The sequence below is a fragment of the Cellvibrio sp. genome (assembly GCF_053579595.1).
In genome coordinates this window covers 1-3,545 of record NZ_JBRFPI010000436.1, presented here as the reverse complement: position 1 = coordinate 3,545, position 3,545 = coordinate 1, and the positions used below count along the sequence as shown (strand labels likewise).

3 protein-coding genes are annotated in these 3,545 nt (G+C 46.8%); all 3 read right to left on the bottom strand.

The genetic code is table 11. From position 1 onward, the window contains the following. Positions 1-171 precede the first annotated feature (171 nt). Entirely contained in the window at positions 172-612 is a 441-nt protein-coding gene (locus ACWA6V_RS19215) for a GNAT family N-acetyltransferase (protein ID WP_449524003.1), read from the bottom strand. Between the two features lie 267 nt (positions 613-879). Beyond that, entirely contained in the window at positions 880-2,457 is a 1,578-nt protein-coding gene (locus ACWA6V_RS19210; protein ID WP_449524002.1) for a S41 family peptidase, read from the bottom strand. Between the two features lie 124 nt (positions 2,458-2,581). Further along, the coding region (locus ACWA6V_RS19205) for a glycoside hydrolase family 3 C-terminal domain-containing protein (protein WP_449524001.1) at positions 2,582-3,545 on the bottom strand (964 nt) is incomplete at its 5' end.

Genomic DNA, 3,545 nt, shown 5'->3' with positions numbered 1-3,545 from the left:
CCTGCAGAATCACTAGCTGCAGGAAAAGCGACATACAGATCAGATATTAATCCCTACGATCACCAAATGGGAGGGCAATTTATTGATGCCAAGTGTATTAATCTATTAAGAGAAACATTAATACTTGATGAGCTTTAGCATATTTAGCAAGTCACCACTAAAAATCCAATTTCACAACCCCACCCGCATCACATTAACCGACCTACCACCCAACCTTGTACGGCGCACAATTTCCCAGCCGCGTTTTTGGTAGTAATCCGTGTAATCCGTAGCGGATAGCCAAAGTTCATCCAACTCTAAACTTTGCGCGTAATTTTTCGCAGCATCAATTAATGCGTTGCCAAGACCTTGGTTGCGCAAATTTTCCAGCACAAATAAATTACTTAACCACACTGGACATTCGCTGGTAACCTTGGGCATCCGCTCGCTGCTGCGGTAGGTGTAGTTGACGAGGCTGACGCAGCCGACCAGTTGGTTGCCGCGCAATGCGATAAGTGTTTTGGGAATGGTATTTTGTTGGACGTGCAGCACTAACCGCTGCTGGCGCAGCGCGAGTGAGGATTTTAAACCCTGGCGCTCGCATTCTTGATGATGCCAGTGTGCCACCTGCACAAAAAACTCCGGCTTGGATTCCAGAGTTACAAGTTCAATTGGAGCAAAAGTGGAGCAAACTGAATTCACATTCATTTAATACAACAGCAGATAGATGGAGAGACACGTAGGATTTTCCCTGGCCACCAAGGATTAACCTGCAGCACAATCGGTTCGATCACTATACCGTTTTCGGTGAACAGCTTCCACGAAAGAAGATTTGATGTGACAGCGACAGAGCACAAAAAAGGCCCCAACGAAGGAGCCTTTGAAGCCTAAGCCCATTATTTAGCGATCAAGAATCAGCAATTTGCGAGTTTCGGGCTGTACGAATTCACCCGTATTTTCATCCAGTGACAACTTTTGTTGGCGTCCACTCGCGCTGGAAGGACAGGTGCCTGTTGCACGCAACTGCAAGGCCGCGGCAAGCAAAGCCTCATTGGGATCACCCAATTCGTGCTGCAAATCATCCACGACCTTACAGCCTTTTACTTTATCCAACCCATTGTCTGTAGCGGATGGAATAAATCCATCGCTGTATTCACCAAAGCCTTTTGCGTTAATTGCTTTAAACTGAATCGTATAATAAGTCGTTCCACAATTAGGTTGCGGAAGGAAACCGTAGGGTTTACCGCAAGTGGTGTCGCCGATCAAATACACACTCACACCAATGCCGCGCAAACTATTGATAACCAACTCACTCGCAGAGCAAGTTCCGCTTGTTGCCAACACATAAACCCGCTGCAAATTGAGCGTCGGTAAAGTCAAGAATTTATTTAAACCATACAGTCCTGTATCCACAAATCCCCATGGCTGCTCTTTAGGCATTTTTGAATTGGCGACATCCTGATAAAACACTTTGTTGGTGGTATTTGAACCCGCAATCATATAACCCACTTGTGCAGCAACGGAAATATAACCGCCGCCGTTGTAGCGCATATCTACCACCAAATCGCTCACGCCGGCATTTTTAAGCGAATTAATTGCGGTAACCCATTGGTCTTGGGCGTCGGGAATAAACGTATTGAATTGCACATAACCTACTTTACTACCGTTATGTGTAATTGCTTTAGCAACCGAAACAGCATCTGTTGGAAGCGATGCAGATTCCAATGTGACCTTGCGGGTACTAGTAGCGCCTAGGTTCTGAATTTCAAATTCATGCACTGCGTTAATTTGCGAGGGATAGAGAGCATCAACCAAGGTATTAATGCTGCCAGTAGCAACACTCACCCCATCAATTGCAATAATTTTTTCGCCGCGTTTGATAGCTTTATTGGCAGCTGGGGAGTCAGTATCGCTATAGACCACATAAATGCTGCGCGGAATATTCCAATTTGCTTTCAGGTTGAGGCCATATCCGTAGGTAATACCAGCAGACCAGGCTTCTTCATTTTCAGTTGGCTCATAAAAATGAAAATTATCTTTCGGTGCCCCTGATGCAGTTCTTTTACCGGACACCAAACGCTCGAAATAAACCTGCGGAGTCTCGTAGGTTATAGGATTTAAATCGGGCAAATCTTCAAACCACAAATAAGTTTCATAGCTCCAGGAACGCAGAAAATTCCTCTCCTGATTACTATTACCTCTTTTGTCGGGGAATGGGATGCCAGTGATCTTGCTGACACCCATGCGCGGCACCTCGCAATAGTTTTCAAAGCTACTTGAAGGCTTATAAACACCAGGGGTCCAGGAATCTGTATTGCCACCGCCGGTGAAAGAGCCATCTCTGCCTCCGCTTCCCCCACCACAGGCAACGAATAACCCAGCAAGACTAACTGTTAGGCCTCCACGCAACAGTGATTTGAACAGGCCAAGCGATTGATTTGATAAATGAATTTTTACAACCGAAGATGAGTTTTTCACGTGAGAAATCCCTAATATCCTATAAGCCCGAATGCGACATGCCCACGGGAGCTCGCAGGATAAAAGAAAACCTACAATAAAACTACGACGCAGCACATCCACATCCCTGTGAACTTAAGCCCTGCTAGAGCGAATTAACTGTAACCGGAGTCAAATAGACTTTTTGTGCTGAAATATCGGTGGTTTTACCAACAATATCCAACTCACCCTTGAGGCGAATATCCGCTGACGAAGAGCCGATCAGCAATTCAATCTTGCCGGGCTCCAGAACGAAATCCATGCTGCGATCATAAAACCCGAGCTGGTTAGCGGAGAGGGTAAAGGTAACACGCGCAGATTGTTGCGGTGCAAGACTAACACGCTTGAACCCGCGCAATTTTTTTACCGGTTGGGTTACGCTCGCAACAGGATCGTTTGAGTAAAGCTGCACAATTTCATCACCGGAGCGCTTGCCGGTATTAGTAATAGTTACACTGATATCAACTGTGTCATTTGCGCCAAGCTTGGTTTTGCTCCACTGCATATCCGCGTAAGCAAATTGGGTATAACTCAATCCAAAACCGAATGGATAAAGTGCATCGGTTTTATCAAATGCATAGCCGCGTTTCGCGGAGGGTTTGTAATTGTAATAGACAGGTAGATGACCAGCAGAGCGTGGGACACTTACTGGCAATTTGCCACCGGGGCTAACATCGCCAAATAAAACGCGCGCAACGGCATGGCCAGTTTCTTGCCCCAAATACCAACCCTGTAAAATAGCTGGCGCTGTCTCGGCAAGTTTAGTGATGGCGAGTGGACGACCACCAATTAACACCACCACCGTGGGCTTACCTGTCGCAAGCACAGCATCAACCAGCTCTTGTTGCTCGCCGAGCAATTCAAGACTGGTGCGATCACCTAAATGGCTGTCAGCCCAAGCTTCACGCGAGGTCGCTTCGCTGTCACCGACAACGACAATCGCCACATCGCTTTTTTGTGCAGCGGCAACGGCTTTTGCAATCATACCTTTTGTATCGGCTTTGGTGGCCAACACTACTTCATCGGTATGCCAGCGCTGTTTGGAGCGGGTATTGGCCGCAGCTGAATCC